Raw genomic sequence first — 18175 nt, forward strand, 5'->3', positions numbered from 1 at the left:
GCAAGCCTTTTTTCTGTGACAACCCACTGATTTTGGCTATTCCTCAGCCGGAACTCTGGAATAAAAAACCAACAACAAGCAGTTAGTCAGAACATATATCAACTCAAGGACGGGATTTATGTCATTAGCTGTGGTTTATAGCCGTGCCAGCCTCGGGATCGCGGCCCCGCAAGTTACAGTGGAAGTTCACCTCTCCAACGGCCTGCCCGCCTTCAACATGGTCGGCCTGCCGGAAACCTCGGTGAAGGAGTCGCGGGATCGGGTGCGCAGCGCCCTGCTCAACGGCAATTTCGAGTTCCCGAGCAAACACATCACAGTAAATCTGGCCCCCGCCGATCTACCCAAGGAGGGGGGCCGTTTTGATCTGGCCATCGCCATCGGTATTCTCGCTGCTTCCAAGCAGATACCGGCAAAATATCTGCTCGATCATGAATTTTTGGGGGAGTTGGCCCTTACCGGCGAAATTCGCCCCGTGCTCGGGGTGCTGCCCGCCGTGCTCGCCTGCCGGGATGCGGGGCGCACTCTGCTGGTACCGCGGGAGAACGGCCCGGAAGCCTCCCTTATTCAGGATGCCGAGGTGCGCACCGCCCACCAACTGCTGGCCGTCACCGCCTGGCTGGCCGGTCAGTACGAACTGCCGCTGCCGGATCCCCAAAGCGCGCAGAGTCTGCCCGATGTGCCGGACCTGCAGGATGTGATCGGCCAGTCACAGGCCAAGCGGGCACTGGAGATCGCCGCCGCCGGCAGCCACAACCTGCTGTTCATCGGCCCACCCGGTACCGGCAAGAGCATGCTGGCGAGCCGCCTCCCCGGCATTCTGCCGCCGCTGAGCGAGCAGGAGGCGCAGCAGACCGCCGCCATCCACTCCATCGGCGGCCTCACCCCGCGCGCCGGTCACTGGCACCACAGACCCTATCGCACGCCCCACCACAGTGCCTCGGCGGTGGCGCTGGTGGGCGGTGGCAGCCACCCGCGGCCCGGCGAAATTTCGCTGGCCCACAACGGGGTGCTGTTTCTGGATGAATTGCCCGAGTTCGAGCGCAAGGTGCTCGACTCCCTGCGCGAGCCGCTGGAGACGGGCCACATCACCATCAGTCGGGCCGCCCGTCAGGTGGATTTTCCCGCTCGCTTCCAGCTGGTCGGCGCCATGAACCCCAGCCCCTGCGGCCACTATGGTGACGGCCAGACCCGCTCCAGCCCGGATCAGATCTTGCGCTACCTCGGCAAGCTCTCCGGCCCCTTTCTCGACCGCTTCGATCTGACTGTGGAAGTGCCACTGCTACCCAAGGGGAGCCTGACCGGCAAGGCGGAGCGGGGGGAGTCTAGTCAGCAGATCCGCGATCGGGTACTGGCGGCGCGAGAGCGGATGCTGAGCCGTAACGGCAAGCTCAACAACCTGCTGGATAGCCGTGAGATAGAGGATATTTGCCGCTTATCACCGCAAGATGCCGAATTTTTGGAGAACGCCATCCAGAAGCTGGGGCTCAGTATCCGGGCCTGGCATCGCATCCTGCGGGTGTCACGCACCATCGCCGATCTGGCCGGGCAACCCGCCATCGGCAAGGAGCATCTTATCGAGGCGCTCGGTTATCGCGCCATGGACAGGCTGCTGTCGCGACTGCGCAGCAGCTGACAGAAGGGAAAGGGTGAGTCCGACCCCGTAAAGGCTCTGAATGGTCTCACGGGCAATCGGCTGATATTATGGCCACAGATCTGACCACTTGATGGCCCTTTATCGACAGCAAGACGGACCCGACTCATGCCCAACAAGCTGACAGAGCGACTGCGCGGCAGCCTCTCCACCCTGCTCTATTTTTTCAACACCCTCTTCTGGTTTGTCCCCATCTTTTCGCTGGGTCTGCTCAAGCTCCTGCTCCCCCTCAAGGGGTGGCGCACCCTCTGCAACTGGCTGCTGGATGGCTGTGCCAGCTGCTGGATCGGTTTCAACAATCTGATCCAGAAAACCATCATCAAAACCCCTTTCGAGGTGGTCGGAGTGGACAAAGGGCGCCGGAATGAGTGGTATATGGTGATTGCCAACCATCAATCCTGGGTCGACATACTGGTACTGCAGCGGGTTTTTAACCAAAAAATCCCCTTCCTGAAGTTTTTCCTCAAGAAAGAGCTGATTTGGGTACCTTTTCTCGGTCTGGCATGGTGGGCGCTCGACTTCCCCTTCATGCGGCGATATTCCAGAAAATTTCTGGAAAAACATCCCCATCTGAAGGGAAAAGACATTGAAACGACCCGTAAGGCCTGCGCCAGGTTCCGCCACATTCCGGTGAGTGTGATGAACTTCGTCGAAGGCACCCGCTTCACCGGCAGCAAGCATCAGAAGCAGGGCTCGCCCTATCGTCATCTGCTGCTCCCGAAAGCGGGGGGCATCGCCTTTACTCTGGCCGCCATGGGTGATCAGTTGCATCAACTGGTGGATGTCACCATCGCCTATCCGGACGGCATCCCCAGCTACTGGGACTTCATGTGTGGCCGGGTCGGGCAAATCAAGGTTCAGGTCCGCTATTTGCCGATCGACCGCAAGCTGGTGGGGGATTACTTCAATGACCCCGAGTTCCAACAAGAGTTTCAACAGTGGTTGAACGGGATCTGGCACGAAAAGGACCAGACCCTGAGCCAACTGCTGGCAACCAAGGCGCAGTAAACATTCATGCTATCCCTGCTTCCCGGCCCGCTGGTGCTGATCATCAGCGCGGGCCTGACCATCCTTTTCACCGCCTTGTGCGCCAGCCTGATCCTGCTGGTGTCGCTGGCCAAACTAGTACTGCCGATCCCGGCCTTTGGCCGCGCCTGCAGCCGCCTCAACAACCGCTTCATGAGACTGTGGCTAGCCTGCAATGCGCTGGTGATCCGCCTCACCACCCGCATTGACTGGCAGGTGGAGGACAATACCAAGCTGCGCAAGGATGGCTGGTATCTCATCATCAGCAACCATATGAGCTGGACCGATATCGTGGTGCTCGGCCACCTGTTCCGCGACCGGCTGCCGGTGCCCAAGTTCTTCATGAAGCACGAGCTCATCTACATCCCGCTGCTGGGGCTCGCCTGCTGGGGGCTCGATATGCCCTTTATGCGTCGCTACTCACGGGAGTTTTTGCTGAAGAACCCGCACCTGCGCGGCAAGGATATCGAGACCACCCGCAATGCCTGCGAGAAGTTTCGCCATATCCCCACTACCGTCATCAATTTCGTGGAAGGGACCCGCTTCACCGAGCAGAAACGGGATGCTGCCCGCTCCCGCTATCGCCACCTGATGCCACCCAAAGCGGCGGGGCTGGCCTTTACGCTGGCAGCCATGGGCGAGCAGTTTGACAGCCTGATCAACGTCACTATCCGCTATCCGGACAACGCCGAGACCCCGTTCAAGGACTTCCTGATGGGACGGGTAAAACGCATTCAGGTGCGGATTGAGGAGCTGCCGGTGAATGAACAGCTGATAGGAGATTACTTCAACGACAAGCAGTTCAAGCGCGGTTTTCAGGAGTGGCTAAACCAGCGCTGGCAGGAGAAGGACGAGGTGCTGGACGGGTGGCAGAGCGGTCAGTCACCGCTGCCGGTTACCGCCAAATCCGGGGAGGAATCCAAAGAGAGCGCAGAAGCCAACTCGGCCAACTGATCTTCAGAAAAGATAGCAATCCCGTGGCGGCGCAGCAGGGCGGTGGTCTTGCCCTCGCCCGCAACAGAAACACCTTCGAAGCGGCCGTTATAGATACGGCCGCTGCCACATGAGGGACTCCCCTCTTTCAGCAGGGCGAAGCGAATGCCCTGCGTCTGACAGATTTCCAACGCCAGCTCGGCGCCGCGATCAAACTCTTCAGTCACATCCAGTCCGCTCGCCGTCACTACGCGCTCGCCCTGCCGCTCGGCAGGAGGGCGCGGGGTCAGCAAACCTCCCGCCACTTCGGGGCAAAAGGCCAGCGCCCGTCCTTCGGCTCCCAGCGCACTCAGCCAGTCGCTGACGATCCCCTTGCTCTGACCGTCGTAACGCACCGGCTGACCCAGCAAGCAGGCACTCACCAGCACCTTGTGCACGCCGGTCTCACTCATGCTTCCGCTCCATGCATCACCTGATCGAACATCACGCAGCAGGGGCTCTCCAATCGGTAGAGAATGGCGGGGCGCTGTTTGCCGGTGCGCTTGCGGCCGGTGTCTACAAGAATGTCGGCGCGATGGATCCGCTTGCGAAATGCCGCCGTATTCATGGGTGTTTGCAGGATGATTTCGAAGGCGCGCTGCACCTCGGATAGGGTGAACTCGGGCCCCAGCAGTTGCAGCGGCAGGGTGCTGTAGCGGCTCTTGATCCGCAGCCGCTCCAACCCCTTGGCGATGAGCTGGACATGGTCGAAGGCGAGGCTCAGCCCCGGCAGGTTGGCGAGCGGATGCCAGCAACCGTGGATCGCCTCCACTTCCGGATCGACCAGACAGAGATAGACCAGGGTCGTGGACCAGCCGCGGGGATCCCGCTCCAGATTGCCGAGGGTGCAGACCTGCTCGCTGTAGCAGTGACCGAGCCCCCACTCCGCCAGCAGACGGCGCTGGGCGGCATCCAGATCCCGATCCCGGGTCTCGTCGATGCGCAGCGCAGGCAGTTGCCAGCAGTGGGCAAAGGGGGAGCGATCGCGGGTCTCGAGGAGCAGCTCGAGCCGCTCCTCATGCAACCGCAGCACCACCATATCCAGACTCATTCTCAGCATGCCGATCGCCCTGCTCGCCTTCCATTAATGTTTGGTAGATAATATCACACGAATAGTATGTGCAGGAGCCAATCATGGGAACCGTCGCCAGCCTGGATATTGATGCGCAGAAGGGCTTTACCCCCCTCTGCCCGAACGAACTGCCCGTCGCGGGCGGTGATGATATTGTGGCTGCGCTCAACGCTCAGGCCACCCTCGCCACGCTGCGGATCGGCAGCAAAGACTCTCACCCTGCCAATGCCGACTGGGCCGTTTCTGATCCCGCAGGCATGCTGCTGCCGCTGGATCTGCCCAACGCCGACCTCACCTGGCCGGTGCACTGCGTACCGGGCAGCAAGGGGTTCGAGCTGCTCGACGGCCTGCCCGCCCCCATCGACTATGACTTCTTCGTCTGGAAGGGGGTCGAGCCGGATCTCCATCCCTACGGCACCTGCTTCCACGACCTGGCCGAACGGCGCAGCACCGGACTCATCGAATTCCTGCAAGCCCGCATGGTCGATACCGTACTGGTCGGCGGCCTTGCCACCGACTACTGTGTCAAAACCAGCGTGCTGCAACTGCGCCGCGCCGGTTTCCGGGTGATCGTCCATCTCGATGCCTGCCGTGGCATCGCCCCCGAGACGGTTGCCAGCGCCCACACCCAGATGATCGAGGCTGGCGCCGAACTGGCCCAAACCCTGATCGATGTACAACGCCTGCTGGACGCCTGATATGCCCCCAATCCTCACCAGCCTGCTCGACACCGATGCCTACAAGCTGCATATGCAGCAGGCGGTGTTCCATCGCTATCCGGATGCCGAGGTGGTGGCCGAGTTTCACAGCCGCAATGAAGAGGATCTGCTGCCCATGATGGGGCAGATCGAGGAGCAACTGCGCCTCGCCGGTTCCCTGCGACTGACCAGGCCAGAGCTCGATTTTCTGGCCGAGCGCCCCTTCTTCACCCCTGACTACCTCGACCACCTGCGCCGCAAGCCGCTCGACGCCTCCCTGCTCAAGGTGTTCGAGCAGGATGGCCGCATCAATGTGCGGGTCGAGGGCCCCTGGCAGGATGTGATCCTGTGGGAAATCCCGGTGCTCGCCATCATCAGCGAGATGCGCAACCGCTTCCGCTACCCCCAGTTCGGCGTCAGCCACGCGCTGGAGCGGCTCGATCAGAAGATCGACAAGCTGGAGAAGGAGCTGAGCAGCGACGAGATGAGCGAGTTTAACCTCATCGACTTCGGCACCCGCCGCCGCTTCTCTCACGCGGTACAGGATGCGGTAGTGGGTCGCCTCAAGGAGCGGCTGCCGGCGTTTCGCGGCACCAGCAACTACATGCTGGCCCAGAAGTACAAGCTGCCCGCGGTCGGCACCCAGGCCCATGAGTGGTTCCAGGCGCACCAGCAGCTTGGCTTCCCGCTGGAGCACAGCCAGCGCGCAGCCCTCACCAGCTGGCTGGACGAGTTCACCGACCATCTCGGTATCGCCCTGACCGACTGCATCACCATGGATGCCTTCCTGCGGGACTTCGACTTCGAGCTGGCCAGCAGCTATCAGGGCTTGCGCCACGACTCTGGCGATCCCGTGGTGTGGGGCGAGAAGGCGATCAGCCACTATCAGCGGCTCGGCATCGACCCCACCGACAAGACCCTGGTCTTCTCCGACGGGCTCAACCTCGACAAGGCGGTGCAGCTGTTCCGCCACTTCCGTGGCCGCATCAACACCAGTTTCGGCATCGGCACCAAGCTCACCTGCGATCTGCCCGGTGTCAACCCGATGAACATCGTCTTCAAGCTGATCGAGTGCAATGGCGGCCCGGTTGCCAAGATCTCCGACAGCCCGGGCAAGACTCTCTGCCGGGATGCGGAGTTTATCCGCAACCTCAAACAGGCGTTCCACGTCGGGGTCTGATCTTCCCGACAATCAGAAAACAAAAAGCCCGCCGGTTCACACCGGCGGGCTTTTTTAATCAACTCAAAAGGTATCAGTCTTTCTTGGCCAGCAGGAACTGCACCAGCTTGTTGAACTGCTCTTGAGAGGTGATGGATTCAATCTTCACCATGTACTTGCCGTTCACCAGGAAGGCCGGTACACCGCGAATGTTGTAGCTCTCGGTGTTGCGATCGAACTGGGAGACCATGCCGGAGACGGCGAAGCTGTCGACGGCACCGTCGAACTCTTCAGCCGGTACGCCGTTGTCCACGAAGATCTTCTTCACATCGTCACGGCTCATCGGCGGCTGACGTTGGGTGTGGATCTTGGTGAAGATAGCCGGAGTCAGCTTGGCTTCGGCATTGAGCAGGCTGGCAACGGCATAGGCACGCTGCATCTCGGGGCCCATCTCGCGACCGAGGAAAGCAACCGGGTTCTTCTTGAGGGGCACACCCTCAGGCAACCCGGCCTTCAACTGTTCAACGATCGGTTCGAAGGTGGCGCAGTGCGGGCAGTAGTAGGAGAAAAACTCCATCACTTCCGGCTGGGCACTGCCAGTCTGTTTGACCACATCGTAGTTGACGCCTTCCTTGAACTCGGGGGCGGCGTGAACCATGGGGATCATCAGCATGGCAGCAAGGAAAAATAGAACTTTTTTCATGATGTTTCCTGTTAAGGGATCACTGTGAGGCACGCCCGGCGAACCGAAGCAGTGCCAAGCCTATTGTTTCGCCATGCTGACGTCAATGGTCAGGGCCGGAGATCGAGTCCCCCTTGCCGCGCAAGATCCCTTCTATTTCACCAGTTTGGCATCAGGGTTAACGGCGGTGCCTTCAGCGCCTCCAGCTGATCGTGCAGTGTCGCTATCTGTTGACGCCAGTAGTGATCGGTATTGAACCAAGGGAAGTGACGGGGGAAGGCGGGATCTTCCCAGCGCCGCGCCAGCCACGCCATGTAGTGAACGATGCGCATCGCCCGCAGCGGCTCGATCAGCGCCAGCTCCCGTGAGTCGAACTCCATAAACTCCTCGTAGCCCGCCAGCAGAGTGTCGAGCTGGATCTGCTGCTCGTGGCGCTCGCCGCTCAGCATCATCCAGAGATCCTGAATCGCGGGGCCGGTGCGGCAATCATCGAGGTCGACAAACATGGGGCCATCGCGCCACAGGATGTTGCCCGGGTGGCAATCGCCATGCAGGGAGATCTGCGCCACATCCAGGGTCATGGCGTCGCTGACATGCTTGATCAGCTCGTCCAGCACCCCGAAGAATTGCTTCGCCAGCCCGCTTGGCAGCCATTCGCCAGACGCCAGCAGCTGACGCGGTTCATGCAGCATGCTCTCCACATCGAGTCGCACCCGATGGTGGAACGGCTTGCTGGCACCGATCTGATGAATGCGGCCGAGGAAACGCCCCACCCACTCAAGCTGGTCGAGATTATCCACCTCGAACTGGCGGCCACCGACGCTCTGCCAGATGGCAAAGGGGTAGCCCTCGTGCTCCAGCAGGGTCTCGCCCGCGAAGGCGAGCGGTGCGGCGACCGGGATCTCAGCCTCCGCGAGACGGGTGGCAAACTCGTGCTCTTCGAGGATCTGGGCCCGGCTCCAGCGGCCGGGACGGTAGAACTTCACCACATAGCGGCGACGATCCTCATCCTGAAACTGATAGACCCGGTTTTCGTAGCTGTTGAGCTCGATAAGGCCGGAGTCGAGCCGCAGGCCACTGAGATCGAGCGCATCCATGATGAGGTCGGGATTGAGGTCGGAATAGTTGAAACGCATGTCATCCACCATAAGAAAGGGGCGCCGTTGCGCCCCATTCTATCACTACTACCCGCCATTGCCGTGCTCGCTGGTGACCGGACTGGTGTCACGCCCGGCCCGCAGCCACACGCAGTTACAACCGGCTGATAAACTTGCTGCCCTGGCGCAGGTTGCCCTTGCTGTCATCGGGCGCCGCCCCCTCCCGTTTCAGCACGAACTGGATATCCAGCGCCGGCCGTTTCAGGTTGTAGGGATCGACCGCCAGACTGACCGGCAGGGTGTAGATCTCGCCCGCCTTCAGGGTCACTTCACGGGGGCCGAACCACTGATACTCGGGCAAGCCCTCCACATCCAGTTGGTAGGTCTGGGACTGCAGGGTCTTGTTGAGGATCTTGAGGGTGTAGGTGTTCTCGATAAGCCCCTCGCTGTTTTCGCGGAACAGCTGGTTGCGATCCCGCAGGATATCGAGCCCCATCGGCATGATGGACATGGCGTTGTAGACAAATACCCCCAGCATCACCGCCATCACCAGCCCGTAACCGATCAACTTGGGCCGCGCCACATGGGTGGAGTCGTTGGCCAGCTTGTGCTCTGTGGTGTAACTGATGAGCCCTTTCGGGTAGCCCATCCGCTCCATGGTCTGGTCGCAGGCATCGACGCAGGCACCGCAGTTGATGCACTCGTACTGCAGGCCGTCGCGGATATCGATACCGGTCGGGCAGACCTGCACGCAGAGATCGCAGTCAATACAGTCGCCCAGCCCCATCGCCTTGGGATCCGCCTTGCGGGAGCGGGCGCCACGGGTCTCGCCACGCTTGGTGTCATAGCCGACGATGAAGGTGTCCTTGTCGAACATGGCGGACTGGAAGCGGGCATAGGGGCACATGTGGATACACATGATGGCACGCATCCAGCCTGCATTGCCGTAGGTGATGATGGTGAAGAAGATCACCCAGAACAGCACCCATCCGCTGGCCTGCAGAGTGAAGAGGTCCGGCACCAGTTCAGTTACATCCTGGAAGTAGGCGACGAAGGTCAGGCCGGTCACCAGCGAGATCGCCAGCCAGGCCAGATGCTTGGCTCCCTTGCGGGCCAGCTTCTCGCCGCTCCAGGGTGCCTCGTCCAGCTTGCGCCGCTTGTTGGCGGGCCCTTCCAGCTTCTCTTCAAACCAGATGAACATGAAGGTCCAGACCGTCTGCGGGCAGAGATAGCCACACCAGACCCGGCCGAGGAAGGTGGTAATAAAGAAGAGTCCGAAGGCGGCGATCATGAAGAGCCAGGCGAGCAGGGTCAGATCCTGCGGCCAGATGGTGGCGCCAAAGATATGGAACTGCTGGTGACCGAGGTCGAACAGCACCGCCTGTCGCCCGTCGTAACGCAGCCAGGGCAGCAGCACGAACAGCGCCACAAAGAACCAGCCCATGGCCTTGCGCATCCGCTGCCAATACCCTTTCTGGGCCCGCACATAGATGCGGTTACCCGGGTTGAATCTGTCGTCGCTGGCTTTGAACGTATTGGGGTTGAAGGTCCCGGTTACGCCCTTGTCGGTGACGTCCTTGATATCGATTTTATCGTGGTCGGCCATTGCAAGACATCGCTCCCTTATTTGTTATGGAGCGGATTATATCTTAAACAGCATGCTAATTGTGTGGATTAGATGTATCTAATATTGGGGTTGGATCGCAATTTTCGGCAACAAAAAAGCGCATCACCCCGAGGTGATGCGCTTCCGCTAAAGATTCATTTGATTCCGCGAGCCTTGAGCAGTGCCTCTTTGAAATCGGGCACATGATCCTTGGCCAGACCGGGGATCATCGCCTGCTTGTCGGATTCCCGCATCTTGAGGTGATAGATCAGCATGTCGTCGGTCAGCTCGGACAGAGGCCCTTCAAATCCCGCTTCTTGGGCCAGTTTGGCAACAAACTGCACCAGGCTGAGATCCTGTTCCTTGATCCAGGCAGGCTGCAACAACTCCAGCAGCTCTTCGATACGATGACATTGCATAGACAACCTCTTTAATCTGTCACGTTAAATTCAGGCAACCTTACCCATCAAGGCTACTTCGATTCGATCCCGCCCATTATGCTTGGCCTGATAGAGTGCCGCATCCGCTTTTTGGATCAAATCGGCGATTTTCATGCTGTTGTCCGGTATCAGTGTCGCAACACCAAAACTACATGTGACCCGACCGGAGACCAGTGACTTCTGGTGCGGGATGGCCAGCTCCTTGAGCGCCTGCCGCACATTGTCGGCCACCTGCAATGCCCCCTGCATGCCGGTGCAGGGCAGCAGCAAGGCAAACTCTTCGCCCCCGTAACGGGCCGCCAGATCGTCCTCGCGCCGCTCCACCTCGGCCAGCAGCCCCGCCACCTGTTGCAAACAGTCATCCCCCAGCTGATGGCCGTAGAGATCGTTGAACTGCTTGAAGTAATCCACATCCACCAGCACCAGCGACAGCGGCGCCCGGGCACGATGGCAGCGCCGCCAGGCCCGTTCCAGAGAGTCGTCGAGATGGGCGCGGTTGGCGATACCGGTCAGGCCGTCGAGGCGGGAGGTGAGACGCAAATGCTCGGAGACCGCCTTCAGTTCGGCCACCAGTTCGGCGTTGGAGAAACGGTGGTGGAGCGAGGCGATCTGATCCCGCCGCATCCGGCGCAACAGGGTCGGCAGAAAGACAAACAGATAGCCCGCCAGCATGCAGGAGACGATCCGCTCCTGCTCGTTGCCATTGCCCAGCTCGAACAGCATCGCCATACCCAGCGGCAGGGCGGAACCATAGAGGGTGCGGCGGCTGCCAAACAGCATGATGGCGCTACCGGTAAGAATGAGGCTGGAGAGCATCATCATGGCGGCCCGGTAGGTATCGGGCAGCTTGTCCATGTAGAGCAGTACCCCGAGGGCCCAGATGATGGAGGTGATGGTGGCTCCGATAAAGAGCTCCCGCTCCAGCACCGGCAGCGGTGTCTGGTGCAGGCGGGCTCGGCGCCAACGCAGGTGCCAGCCCCGCCCCAGCAGCCACAGGAAAGTGCCTGCCAGCCAACCGAGCGCTTCGATGGCGGGTAGATAGTCGTGAAACAGCAGACTCCAGCCAAATGCCAACACGCCCAAACAGGGGAGACTGAACGATGCATGGGTATAGAGCTGGGCCATAATGGCCTGCTTAACCTGGCGTGTCACACTCTGGGTCAACTGAGTACTCCTGTACAAGAGCCGAGCAGTCTACCATTACCCCCTGACCCGCAACAATAAAGCGCCGCTTATTAAGAAGTTAATCAATCAATAACGATTTCTTCTGCGCTGGCAGGTGAGTCCTTGCTCACCCCTTCTCCAATTCGTCGAGGATCGGGCACTCGGGATTTTCATCCCCGTGGCAGCAGCAGACCAGCCCTTCCAGGGAGGTAAGCATGGCCTGCAAGCCGGCGATGCGAGCCCGCAGATCGACGATCTTCTCCTGCGCCAGCTTCTTCACCTGGGCGCTGGTTCTGTGTTCGTCACGATAGAGCGCCAGCAGCTCCTGACACTCCTCCAGATTGAAGCCGGTCTCCCGCGCCCGCTTGACGAAACGCAACTCCCGCAACGCCCCCTCGGTGTAACTGCGATAGCCGTTGTCACTGCGTACCGGGGCTGTGATGAGGCCAATGCTCTCGTAATAACGGATGGTCTTGGCGGTCAGCCCAGTGGCCTTGGCAACCTTGCTGATATTCATTTATGCCTCCTTACTGATCGGGTTGGATGCTGGCCCGTGCGCCGCCCTGGGCTGCCAGCGTTTCAATAACAGGGAATTGCTCAAAACGGTAATGCTGCTCAGGGCCATGGCCGCCCCCGCCAGCTCGGGGCTCAGGTAGCCCAGTGCCGCCAGCGGAATACCGATGATGTTGAACACAAAGGCCCAGAACAGATTCTGCTGTATGGTGCGCCAGGTCGCCGCCGAGATATCGATGGCATCGGCCACCAGCCGCGGGTCGGATCGCATCAGGGTGATGGAAGCAGTCTCCATCGCCACATCGGAGCCGGAGCCCATGGCGATGCCGACATCCGCCGCCGCCAGCGCCGGGGCATCGTTCACTCCATCCCCCACCATGGCCACCAGCCCGCGGGTTTGCGCCCGCAGCGCCTCCACTTTCTCCACCTTGCCCGCTGGCAGCACGGAGTCAAAGGCTCCGTCCAGTCCCAGCTTGGCAGCGATATGGGCCACGGGGGCCGGCGCGTCGCCACTCACCAGCCAGCTGGCGATGCCGCGCTGACGCAGGGTGGCGATGGCTTCCGGACTCTCGGGGCGCAGGGTATCGGCCAGCGCCGCGATACCAGCCACCACGCCGTCGATGGCCACCCAAACCCGGGTCGCCCCATCGGCGGCTTGTTCATCCTGTTGCGGCATTTCAATCTCGAGCTGGGCCAGCAGGGAGCCATTACCGATGGCGACCCTGTGGCCCGCCACCTGACCGACAATACCGGCCCCGACCCGCACCTCCACTGCCTCCGGCTGGGGCAACGCCACTTCTGTGCCGACGGCCTCCCGCATCGCCAGTGCCAGCGGGTGTTCGCTCGCCTGCTGCAGGGCGGCGGCCAGATGCAACTGCTCGTCATTGCCGCTCCAGCTGGCCAGCACCGGCTTGCCCTGAGTCAGGGTGCCGGTCTTGTCGAAGATCAGCGCCTTGATGGCGTGGGCCTTCTGCAGGGTATCCACATCCTTGATCAGAATGCCGTGGCGCGCCGCCACGCCGGTACCGGTGACGATGGCCGCAGGCGTTGCCAGCCCCAGCGCACAGGGGCAGGCGATCACCAGCACCGCCACCGCTGCCAGCAGGGCCTGACCGAAGTCGTTGCTGATGGCGTACCACACCAGCAGGGTGAACAGGGCGATGGCCATCACCACCGGCACGAACACGGCGGAGACCTTGTCCACCAGCTGCTGCAGCGGTGCCTTGCCCATCTGGGCACTCTCCACCAGCGCGATGATCTTGCTGAGGCTGGAATCCTCCCCCACGGTCGTGGCTTCGATCTCCAGCACGCCGGAGCGGTTGATAGCTCCACCCAGCACCTTGTCGCCCACATTGCGCGGTACCGGCAGGCTCTCGCCGGTGAGGATCGATTCGTCCAGTTCGCTGGCGCCGCTCACGATTTTGCCATCCACCGGCACCCGCTCGCCCACCAGCACCCGCAGCCGATCGCCGCGCAGCACCTCGTCGATGGCGACGCTTTGCCAGTTCTCGCCACGCCAGACGGTGGCGGTTTCCGGCCGCAGCGCCATCAGTTCGCGAATGGCGGACTGGGTGCTGCGGCGGGCTCTCGCCTCCAGCAGTTTTCCCAACGAAATCAGGGTAATGATGATGGCGCTAGCTTCGAAGTAGAGCTTGCCGCTGGCGGCCATCCCCAACGTCAGCAGCAGATAGAGGCTGTAGAAGTAGGCCGCACTGGTGCCGGTGGCCACCAGCACATCCATATTGGCTGCGCGGTTCTTGATGGCGAGCCAGGCACCGCGATAGAAGCGTCTGCCTACCCAGAACTGCACCGGGGTGGCGAGCAGCAGCTCCAGCCAGGCGGGTAGATGCCAGGGGAACAGTCCGGCCATGGCCAGCATCCCCACCAGCAGCGGCAACGTCAGCAAAGCCGAGACGATGACCCGGGTTTGAGCCTGACGGGCTGTGGCGGCCTCCTGCGCTTCCCGCTCCAGCAACTGCTGGCGGCGGCCGCTGGCCGAGCCTTGTGCCAGCTGGGCGCCAAAGCCGAGCGCTTCGATCTGCTCGCGCAAAGCGGCGGGCGTCTGCATCCCGGGGACCAGCACGATGCGGGCCTGTTCGATAGAGAAATTGACCTCGGCCGAGATAACGCCGGGCAGCGCGGCCAGCATCTTGTTCAACCGAGCCGAACAACCGGCACAAGTCATGCCGGTAATTTGGAACAAAAAGGTCTCGCTGCCGTAGTCGTAACCCTGACTCTTGATGCTGTCGAGCACCGCAGGCAGGCGATCGGGGCTGGCCAGCTCGATGGCCGCCTGCTCCAGCGCGAAGTTGACTGTGGCCTCGACCCCTTCAAGCTTGTTGAGGGCGGTCGCGATGCGGCCTGCGCAGTTGGCGCAGCTCATGCCGCTGAGCGGCAACTGCAGATGAATGGGTGATTGAAGATGAGTGGTCATGTTGTTCCTCCCCGGAACCCGTCGGCACAACAAAACGCCGACTGGCAAACCCTAACCTTTACTGTAAGGGCAAGCTCAAGCCACATGATCCACTTTTTGCAGATGAAAAAAACGGCGCCCGTTTGCTGCCAGAGAACGAACGGGCGCCGCATTCAGCTATTGCGCGGTGCGAGCGGAGCTCAGATACCGTACTGGGCGCGATAAGCCTTCATGGCCGCCAGTTGCTCGGCCAGCTCCGGCTGTTCGGCCTGCTTCTCTTCCAGATACTGGATCAAGTCGCTCATCTGGATGATGGCGATGATGTGAGCGCCGTAGTCACGCTCCACTTCCTGAATGGCGGAGAGTTCGCCCTTGCCCTTCTCCTGACGGTCCAGCGCGATCAGTACGCCAGCCAGCGAGGCGCCGTTGGCCTGGATCAGATCCATGGATTCGCGGATGGCGGTGCCAGCGGTGATGACGTCATCCACCAGCATGATGCGCCCCTTGAGCGGGCTGCCCACCAGATTGCCGCCCTCGCCGTGATCCTTGGCCTCCTTGCGGTTGAAGCACCAGGGCACGTCCACATCGTGCTGCTCCACCAGCTGCACGGCGGTGGCGGAGGCGATGGGGATCCCCTTGTAGGCCGGGCCAAACAGCACATCGAACTCGATGCCGGCATCCATCAGGGCGGCGGCATAGAAGCGGCCGAGACGGGCCAGATCGCGGCCGCTGTTGAACAGACCGGCGTTGAAGAAGTAGGGGCTTTTACGACCGGATTTCAGGGTAAATTCACCGAATTTGAGGACCTGCTTCTCCAGGGCGAACTCGATAAATTGACGCTGGTAGGCTTTCATTCTGGCTCCTTGCTTGGCTTGTCGTTTACTTGTGTGGGGGTATAAAAAAACGCGGTCAATGCCGCGTTTTTAAAATCAGGAGAGCGACTGCTTCTGCAGCGCAATGATGTCGGCGATGCCGCCCTTGGCGAGCGCCAGCATCTCCAGCAGCTCTTCGTGGGTGAAGGGCTCGGCCTCCGCGGTGCCCTGCACCTCGATGATGCGACCATCTTCGGTCATCACCACGTTCATGTCGGTCTCGGCGGCGGAGTCTTCGATGTACTCCAGATCGCAGATGGCTTCACCCTGATACATGCCGACGGAGACGGCGGCGATCATCTGCTTGAGCGGGCTCTGCTTGATCATGCCCTTCTCGACCATCCAGTTCAGCGCATCCACCAGCGCCACGCAGGCACCGGTAATGGAGGCGGTACGGGTGCCGCCATCGGCTTGCAGCACGTCACAGTCAACTGTGATGGAGTGTTCGCCCAGCGCAGTCAGGTCTACCGCCGCGCGCAGGGAGCGGGCGATCAGACGGGAGATCTCCAGAGTACGGCCACTCTGCTTGCCGGAGGCCGCTTCGCGGTTCATCCGGGAGTGGGTGGAGCGCGGCAGCATGCCGTATTCGGCAGTCACCCAGCCCTGATTCTTCCCTTTCAGGAAGCGCGGCACGCTGGTGTCGACGCTGGCGGTGCAGAGCACGCGAGTGTTACCGAACTCCACCAGCACTGAGCCTTCTGCATGTTTGGTGAAATTGCGGGTAATGGTAACCGGGCGAAGTTGCGCGGCACTGCGATCGCTTGGACGTGACATGGAACGGACCTCTGGGCTGGCTCAAATTGGCGGGGGATTATAAGTGATCCCGCCCCAAATATCAGCCGCTAAAACCACGGCATCGGCTGACGAGCAGGGCCGGGCTGAGTATACTGGCCGCACACTTCATCAAGCCCGGAACAATCAATGATTCACAGCATGACCGCCTACGCCCGCAAGGAATTCAAGGGCGACTGGGGCACAGCCGTTTGGGAAATTCGTTCGGTAAACCAGCGCTATCTGGAAACCTACATTCGCCTGCCGGAGCAACTGCGCAGCCTGGAGCCGGTACTGCGTGAGCGTTTTCGCGCCAAGCTGCAGCGCGGCAAGGTGGAGTGCAACCTGCGTTTCGAAGCCGCTCAAGCAGATGCAAAGCAGCTGCATATCAATGAAGAGCTGGCCAAGCTGATCATCGACAGCGCCACCTGGGTAATGAAAGAAGCGGGCCAGGGCCAGCTCAATCCGGTCGACGTGCTGCGCTGGCCGGGGGTCATGGCTGCCGCCGAGCAGGACATGGACGCGGTCGCCACCGAGCTGCTCGGCGGTTTTGACCAGACCATGGAAGATTTCCTCGCCTCCCGCGCCAGCGAAGGGGCCAACCTCAAGGCGCTGATCGAACAGCGTCTGGCCGGTATTCAGGTGGAAGTGAAGAAGGTGCGCGTCCACCTGCCGCAGATCATCGAATGGCAGCGCCAGAAGCTCACCGACCGTCTGGCCGAAGCCAAGGTCGAGCTGGATCCGGCCCGCATCGAGCAGGAGATCGTGCTGCTGGCCCAGAAGATCGACGTGGCCGAAGAGCTGGATCGTCTGGAGATGCACATCAGCGAAACCAACAAGATCATGAAGAAGGGTGGCGCCTGTGGCCGTCGTCTCGACTTTATGATGCAGGAGTTCAACCGCGAGTCGAACACCCTCGGCTCCAAGTCCATCAATGCCGAAGTGACCCAGTCCGCCGTCGAGCTGAAAGTCCTCATCGAGCAGATGCGCGAGCAGATCCAGAACATCGAATGATGGGTCGCTGACTATCCGGTTGTTGCCTGCAAAAGAGCCCTTGATTCCTCAAGGGCTCTTTTATTTTCAGGCCATCGCACCTGTCGCCCGCCGCCGGTGAGTCAACGGCTGGGGAGCCCCTAGCCTATCGGCATCACCAGCGCCGGTTGGTGCGGGTCGCTCAGCCGCTCGGCGAGGTAGTCCACCAGCAGCCGCACCTTGGGGGAGAGGTGGCGGTTGTGGGGATAGAGGGCCCAGATCCCCTCGGCCGGGGCCCGCAGTTCAGGCAGCAACTCGATCAGCTCGCCTCGGGCCAGATGGTCGCTCACGTAGTAGTCCGGCAACTGGATGATGCCGATCCCCTTGAGCGCCGCATCCAGCAGGGCGTGGCCACTGTTGCACTGCAGCAAACCGCGCACCCGCACGCTGTGGGGGCGACCGTCCAGAGTGAAGTGCCACTCGTCGCTGTTGCCCACCAGACAGGTGTGGCGGGTCAGCTCGGAGAGGCTGTTGGGCATGCCGTGGCGGGCGGTGTAAGCCGGTGAGGCACAGACATAGGGCACCCGCTGCGCCAGCTTGCGCGCTACCAGCGTCGAATCCTTGAGATGACCTAGCCGCAGCGCCAAATCGTAGCCCTCGTGCACCAGATCCAGCAGCTGATTGGTGAGGTTGAGGGTCACCTCCAGCTGGGGGAAGCGCACCATGAAGTCGTTCACCAGCGGGGCGATGCGGCTCTCGCCGTAGGAGACGGGGGCCGTAATGCGCAGGGTGCCTTGCGGCACCGCCTGATGGCGCCCCACCGCCAGCTCCGCCTCGTAGAGGTTGTCGAGCAGCTGACGGCAGTGGCGATAGTAGATCTCGCCAAGCTCGGTGAGCCGCACCTGACGGGTGGTGCGCAGCAGCAGCTTGGCCTGCAGCCGATCTTCCAACTGTGCCACCTGACGGCTCACTTGCGCCACCGACACCCCCAGCTTGCGCGCCGCCGGGGTAAAGCCCCCCTGCTCCGCCACGCTGACAAATTCACAGATCCCTTCCCAGCCGAACAT

18 protein-coding genes are annotated in these 18175 nt (G+C 61.3%); 6 read left to right on the top strand and 12 right to left on the bottom strand.

Features of this window, described 5'->3' with window-relative positions:
• Nucleotides 1-118 precede the first annotated feature (118 nt).
• The 3 genes from AB5Y71_RS05335 (at nt 119) to AB5Y71_RS05345 (ending at nt 3631) form a co-directional block, all read left to right on the top strand.
• Entirely contained in the window at nt 119-1633 is a 1515-nt protein-coding gene (locus AB5Y71_RS05335) for a YifB family Mg chelatase-like AAA ATPase (protein WP_368171148.1), read from the top strand.
• A 126-nt stretch (nt 1634-1759) separates the two neighbouring features.
• Nucleotides 1760-2659: an acyltransferase gene (locus tag AB5Y71_RS05340; protein ID WP_043823224.1), complete on the top strand. Its 900-nt coding sequence runs from the start codon at nt 1760-1762 to the stop codon at nt 2657-2659.
• Between the two features lie 6 nt (nt 2660-2665).
• On the top strand, nt 2666-3631 hold the full coding sequence (locus tag AB5Y71_RS05345; protein WP_368171149.1) for an acyltransferase: 966 nt from the start codon (nt 2666-2668) through the stop codon (nt 3629-3631).
• Here the strand turns inward: AB5Y71_RS05345 and AB5Y71_RS05350 are convergent.
• Together AB5Y71_RS05350 and AB5Y71_RS05355 are read right to left on the bottom strand one after the other, a co-directional pair.
• Nucleotides 3556-4062, bottom strand: a complete 507-nt coding sequence (locus tag AB5Y71_RS05350) for a DUF523 domain-containing protein (RefSeq protein WP_368171150.1) — start codon at nt 4060-4062, stop codon at nt 3556-3558. The genes AB5Y71_RS05345 and AB5Y71_RS05350 overlap by 76 nt on opposite strands.
• Nucleotides 4059-4709: a DNA mismatch repair protein MutT gene (locus AB5Y71_RS05355; protein ID WP_139441124.1), complete on the bottom strand. Its 651-nt coding sequence runs from the start codon at nt 4707-4709 to the stop codon at nt 4059-4061. The genes AB5Y71_RS05350 and AB5Y71_RS05355 overlap by 4 nt, the downstream gene beginning before the upstream one ends.
• Nucleotides 4710-4783: 74 nt before the next feature.
• Here AB5Y71_RS05355 and AB5Y71_RS05360 point away from each other — a divergent pair, with 74 nt between their 5' ends.
• Nucleotides 4784-5419, top strand: coding sequence for a nicotinamidase (locus AB5Y71_RS05360; RefSeq protein ID WP_368171151.1), 636 nt, complete (start codon nt 4784-4786; stop codon nt 5417-5419).
• Between the two features lies 1 nt (nt 5420).
• Complete coding sequence (gene pncB, locus AB5Y71_RS05365; protein WP_139734429.1) at nt 5421-6599, top strand: nicotinate phosphoribosyltransferase; 1179 nt, start codon at nt 5421-5423, stop codon at nt 6597-6599.
• A gap of 73 nt (nt 6600-6672) precedes the next feature.
• Here pncB and AB5Y71_RS05370 read toward each other — a convergent pair whose 3' ends face one another.
• From AB5Y71_RS05370 to rph, 9 genes are all read right to left on the bottom strand, one after another.
• Nucleotides 6673-7281, bottom strand: a complete 609-nt coding sequence (locus AB5Y71_RS05370) for a thiol:disulfide interchange protein DsbA/DsbL (RefSeq protein WP_005339604.1) — start codon at nt 7279-7281, stop codon at nt 6673-6675.
• A gap of 137 nt (nt 7282-7418) precedes the next feature.
• Nucleotides 7419-8408, bottom strand: coding sequence for a serine/threonine protein kinase (locus tag AB5Y71_RS05375; RefSeq protein WP_058058952.1), 990 nt, complete (start codon nt 8406-8408; stop codon nt 7419-7421).
• A gap of 103 nt (nt 8409-8511) precedes the next feature.
• The gene (ccoG, locus tag AB5Y71_RS05380) at nt 8512-9963 is read right to left on the bottom strand and encodes a cytochrome c oxidase accessory protein CcoG (RefSeq protein WP_005357450.1); all 1452 of its coding nucleotides are present in this window, start codon (nt 9961-9963) and stop codon (nt 8512-8514) included.
• A gap of 155 nt (nt 9964-10118) precedes the next feature.
• Nucleotides 10119-10382 (bottom strand): YihD family protein, encoded by a 264-nt coding sequence (locus AB5Y71_RS05385; protein ID WP_005339598.1) that lies wholly within the window; start codon nt 10380-10382, stop codon nt 10119-10121.
• Nucleotides 10383-10412: 30 nt separating this feature from the next.
• On the bottom strand, nt 10413-11567 hold the full coding sequence (locus AB5Y71_RS05390; RefSeq protein ID WP_005339596.1) for a GGDEF domain-containing protein: 1155 nt from the start codon (nt 11565-11567) through the stop codon (nt 10413-10415).
• A 127-nt stretch (nt 11568-11694) separates the two neighbouring features.
• A complete protein-coding gene (gene cueR / locus AB5Y71_RS05395; RefSeq protein ID WP_005356117.1) occupies nt 11695-12084 on the bottom strand; it encodes a Cu(I)-responsive transcriptional regulator in 390 nt (129 codons plus the stop codon).
• Nucleotides 12085-14514: a heavy metal translocating P-type ATPase gene (locus AB5Y71_RS05400; RefSeq protein WP_368171152.1), complete on the bottom strand. Its 2430-nt coding sequence runs from the start codon at nt 14512-14514 to the stop codon at nt 12085-12087.
• 179 nt (nt 14515-14693) lie between these two features.
• Nucleotides 14694-15347, bottom strand: coding sequence for an orotate phosphoribosyltransferase (pyrE, locus tag AB5Y71_RS05405; RefSeq protein WP_106551461.1), 654 nt, complete (start codon nt 15345-15347; stop codon nt 14694-14696).
• A 75-nt stretch (nt 15348-15422) separates the two neighbouring features.
• The gene (gene rph, locus AB5Y71_RS05410) at nt 15423-16139 is read right to left on the bottom strand and encodes a ribonuclease PH (protein ID WP_005339589.1); all 717 of its coding nucleotides are present in this window, start codon (nt 16137-16139) and stop codon (nt 15423-15425) included.
• Nucleotides 16140-16286: 147 nt separating this feature from the next.
• On the opposite strand from rph, the gene AB5Y71_RS05415 reads away from it, so the two are divergent.
• Nucleotides 16287-17150 carry a YicC/YloC family endoribonuclease gene (locus tag AB5Y71_RS05415; RefSeq protein WP_368171153.1) on the top strand — a complete coding sequence of 288 codons (864 nt, stop codon included), beginning with the start codon at nt 16287-16289 and terminating at the stop codon, nt 17148-17150.
• 119 nt (nt 17151-17269) lie between these two features.
• Here the strand turns inward: AB5Y71_RS05415 and AB5Y71_RS05420 are convergent, their stop codons facing one another.
• A complete protein-coding gene (locus tag AB5Y71_RS05420; protein WP_042055364.1) occupies nt 17270-18175 on the bottom strand; it encodes a LysR substrate-binding domain-containing protein in 906 nt (301 codons plus the stop codon).

This window comes from Aeromonas sp. R9-2 (assembly GCF_040908025.1).
Lineage (GTDB): Bacteria > Pseudomonadota > Gammaproteobacteria > Enterobacterales > Aeromonadaceae > Aeromonas > Aeromonas veronii.

Excerpts from the sequence above, each read along its gene's own strand:
- AB5Y71_RS05335 (WP_368171148.1), top strand. The coding sequence starts at position 119 with ATGTCATTAGCTGTGGTTTATAGCCGTGCCAGCCTCGGGATCGCGGCC.
- pncB (WP_139734429.1), top strand. The coding sequence starts at position 5,421 with ATGCCCCCAATCCTCACCAGCCTGCTCGACACCGATGCCTACAAGCTG.
- AB5Y71_RS05345 (WP_368171149.1), top strand. The coding sequence starts at position 2,666 with ATGCTATCCCTGCTTCCCGGCCCGCTGGTGCTGATCATCAGCGCGGGC.
- AB5Y71_RS05375 (WP_058058952.1), bottom strand. The coding sequence starts at position 8,408 with ATGGTGGATGACATGCGTTTCAACTATTCCGACCTCAATCCCGACCTC.
- rph (WP_005339589.1), bottom strand. The coding sequence starts at position 16,139 with ATGTCACGTCCAAGCGATCGCAGTGCCGCGCAACTTCGCCCGGTTACC.
- AB5Y71_RS05340 (WP_043823224.1), top strand. The coding sequence starts at position 1,760 with ATGCCCAACAAGCTGACAGAGCGACTGCGCGGCAGCCTCTCCACCCTG.
- AB5Y71_RS05350 (WP_368171150.1), bottom strand. The coding sequence starts at position 4,062 with ATGAGTGAGACCGGCGTGCACAAGGTGCTGGTGAGTGCCTGCTTGCTG.
- pyrE (WP_106551461.1), bottom strand. The coding sequence starts at position 15,347 with ATGAAAGCCTACCAGCGTCAATTTATCGAGTTCGCCCTGGAGAAGCAG.
- AB5Y71_RS05355 (WP_139441124.1), bottom strand. The coding sequence starts at position 4,709 with ATGCTGAGAATGAGTCTGGATATGGTGGTGCTGCGGTTGCATGAGGAG.
- AB5Y71_RS05385 (WP_005339598.1), bottom strand. The coding sequence starts at position 10,382 with ATGCAATGTCATCGTATCGAAGAGCTGCTGGAGTTGTTGCAGCCTGCC.
- cueR (WP_005356117.1), bottom strand. The coding sequence starts at position 12,084 with ATGAATATCAGCAAGGTTGCCAAGGCCACTGGGCTGACCGCCAAGACC.
- AB5Y71_RS05400 (WP_368171152.1), bottom strand. The coding sequence starts at position 14,514 with ATGACCACTCATCTTCAATCACCCATTCATCTGCAGTTGCCGCTCAGC.
- ccoG (WP_005357450.1), bottom strand. The coding sequence starts at position 9,963 with ATGGCCGACCACGATAAAATCGATATCAAGGACGTCACCGACAAGGGC.
- AB5Y71_RS05360 (WP_368171151.1), top strand. The coding sequence starts at position 4,784 with ATGGGAACCGTCGCCAGCCTGGATATTGATGCGCAGAAGGGCTTTACC.
- AB5Y71_RS05370 (WP_005339604.1), bottom strand. The coding sequence starts at position 7,281 with ATGAAAAAAGTTCTATTTTTCCTTGCTGCCATGCTGATGATCCCCATG.
- AB5Y71_RS05420 (WP_042055364.1), bottom strand. The coding sequence starts at position 18,175 with ATGTTCGGCTGGGAAGGGATCTGTGAATTTGTCAGCGTGGCGGAGCAG.
- AB5Y71_RS05415 (WP_368171153.1), top strand. The coding sequence starts at position 16,287 with ATGATTCACAGCATGACCGCCTACGCCCGCAAGGAATTCAAGGGCGAC.